We start from the raw sequence: 2,404 nt of genomic DNA on the forward strand, positions 1-2,404 counted from the left end.
CGTTTCGACCTCTCCAGAGACACACCGATGGATGATAACGCTCGGCAACTGCTTAACCACCTATGCCACGGCTATGACCAATTAGCCCAACGTCACCAGACGCGCGCTTTTCCAGAGCTCTCTACCGCTATCAAGCACCCGCTCGGCTATTGTCTGGTTCACTGCCCAATCGGTAGTCAGCGATTATCGATTGTTTCGCTACAATTTTCCCCCAACGTTCGCGGCCAAGGGGTGCTGACGGCGTTTATCGACTATATTCGAGCGCATCCGTATCACTACCGCGGCATTGAAGTTGCCACCATTCAAAATCAAAGCTTAGCGAAACGGCTACTGACACTGGGTTGGCGATATAAGTCTGTCCTAACAAAACTATTTCGCGCCAACACACCCACCTTGGTGCATGATTTCTAGTCAAAATACGGAAGTTTTCGCTAAGATGGGTTCCTATTATTGACAACTTTTTTTCTTTCGCAAGGAATTACAAGTAAGCGTCAAACCCAGTTCGTCAAGCGACGGTTACTTAAAGCAGACTTCCGCCCAACGCGCTAAGCCTGCGGTGACTGAGCCAAAGTAGTCGCCACTCACTACAGGAATGTTCGGGAGCTCTGCTTGTACAGCCTCCCGTAAGAAGGGCGAGCGCGCCGAGCCACCTGTCATAAAAATCACGTCAGGCTTTACACCGGCCTGCGCGGCCACATCGTGCACTAAGGCGATCATCTTACGTTTGGGCGCCTCAATCGCATCAATCATGTTATCGCGCGTTACATCAACGTCYACGCGCTCGGAGAACAGTTGAATGCCCGCTCGGTAAGCCGCTTGATCCGACTACGCAATCTTTGCCTCTTCCGCACGACGGACAATGTTGTGACCCAACGACTCGTGATATACCTCAAGCAAACGGGCCAGTTTATGTGGCTCTTGCGCTTGCTTGTGCAGCCCTTTGAGCACCGCCAAGTTTTCAAACGCATAGAAATCGTTTTGCGCTTGTACGTTGTTAATCGCGATGGGGTTGGAAAACTGCGTAATCGGCATCTCAATGCCAGATTCCATCTTACTGCCCATCCCAAACGGGAACATCATTTGTTTGAATGCCAACGCAATATCTAGGTCATTGCCGCCAATACGCTGACCTTTGTGCGCTAACAAACTTGCACTACGATCGCTACTACCGCGCCATGATGGCCCCATCTCAATCAATGAACAGTCTGTGGTGCCCCCACCGATATCGACCACAAGAACGATTTGGTCTTCGCTCAGTATCGCTTCATAGTCCAGGCCGGCAGCGACTGGTTCAAACTGAAATTCAATCTGTTTAAAGCCCGCCCGCTTAGCCGCATTGAGCAAAATACCTTCGGCTTGGCGATTTGCCACCTCGCCTCCACGGCCTTGAAAGTTAATCGGCCGACCGATCACCGCATCATGAATACTCTGTTGAGTTTGGTGTTCGGCTTGGGTTTTGATGTTATCCATCATTGCGCATACGAGGTCTTCAAAAAAGCGCAGTTGGGCATCACGTAAACCTGACGCGCCAAGGAAAGATTTAGGGGATTTCACGTAGTACATATCACGCGGATCATCGAGATAACGATCGAGCGCCGCTTGACCAAACGCCATGTCCTCCGCCTCAAGTTCAATGCTTTCCTCTCGGTTTACATGGATGGCGCGGCGCAACATCTGCTCGCCAATCGTATCTAGCGGCTTGATGCCCCGATGACGAAACAGATACTCAGACACCGATTCGCGCGTAGGTGCGGCAAGGGAGGAAGGAATAAACGAGCTGTCTCCTTCTAGACGTAACAGCGTCGGCTGACCGTTTTCAATCTTCGCCACCGAACAATTGGCTGTACCATAGTCAAAGCCGATATACATAAATGCCTCTTACCGCACAAAAAATGTCGGCAATGCTACCTCAACCGTCGCGGGATTTCTAACATCCGTGTGCCCAAGCCAGTCCGGCTATCTGGGCCAGTGCCCCGCTACCCATTGTCATCTTGGTAAACCTGAATTACACCTTGTCGGCAAAATAGGCCATGATTTCTGCAGTAGTCATTTCCTTCGTTTGGTTGGAAAAGCAATAGTAACTGGGGCGCATGTCACTGAAATACTGCATCTCCATTTCTAGGCCTTCAAGATCAGGGAACAAGCCTACTGGCATATTGTACTCACCAGTTTCTTTGAATTTATAAAACAGATGCGTGCCACACTCAGTACTGAGGGATCCCCTCATAAATCCGCCAATGCATAGCCATCTTTCAAGAGCTGCTGAGCTAAAACTACCCCCGCTGCTAAGAGGTCTTGAGTCGTGATTTCGTAGTCGGGTCGCCTGAGCAGTTCCATGCCTAACCGGACAGTAGACAGGACATTTCGGCTTCTGACTGTATTCGCTTGAAAGTGCCTGTCCCAT

General features: G+C 50.4%; 1 protein-coding gene and 3 pseudogenes. 1 reads left to right on the top strand and 3 read right to left on the bottom strand.

Annotated elements, in window-relative coordinates:
* Positions 1 to 27: 27 nt before the first annotated feature.
* The gene (locus tag BZG79_RS14180) at positions 28 to 411 is read left to right on the top strand and encodes a hypothetical protein (protein ID WP_077774722.1); all 384 of its coding nucleotides are present in this window, start codon (positions 28 to 30) and stop codon (positions 409 to 411) included.
* 105 nt (positions 412 to 516) lie between these two features.
* On the opposite strand, the pseudogene yegD reads toward BZG79_RS14180, so the two are convergent.
* The 3 pseudogenes from yegD to BZG79_RS16565 form a co-directional block, all read right to left on the bottom strand.
* Positions 517 to 1,869: pseudogene (gene yegD, locus BZG79_RS14185) on the bottom strand (molecular chaperone).
* A gap of 136 nt (positions 1,870 to 2,005) precedes the next feature.
* Positions 2,006 to 2,206 (bottom strand): annotated as a pseudogene (locus BZG79_RS14190) (aldehyde-activating protein); the annotation flags it as partial.
* 17 nt (positions 2,207 to 2,223) lie between these two features.
* Positions 2,224 to 2,404, bottom strand: a pseudogene (locus BZG79_RS16565) (IS4 family transposase); the annotation flags it as partial.

The organism is Salinivibrio sp. MA427 (genome assembly GCF_001996115.1).
Lineage (GTDB): Bacteria > Pseudomonadota > Gammaproteobacteria > Enterobacterales > Vibrionaceae > Salinivibrio > Salinivibrio costicola.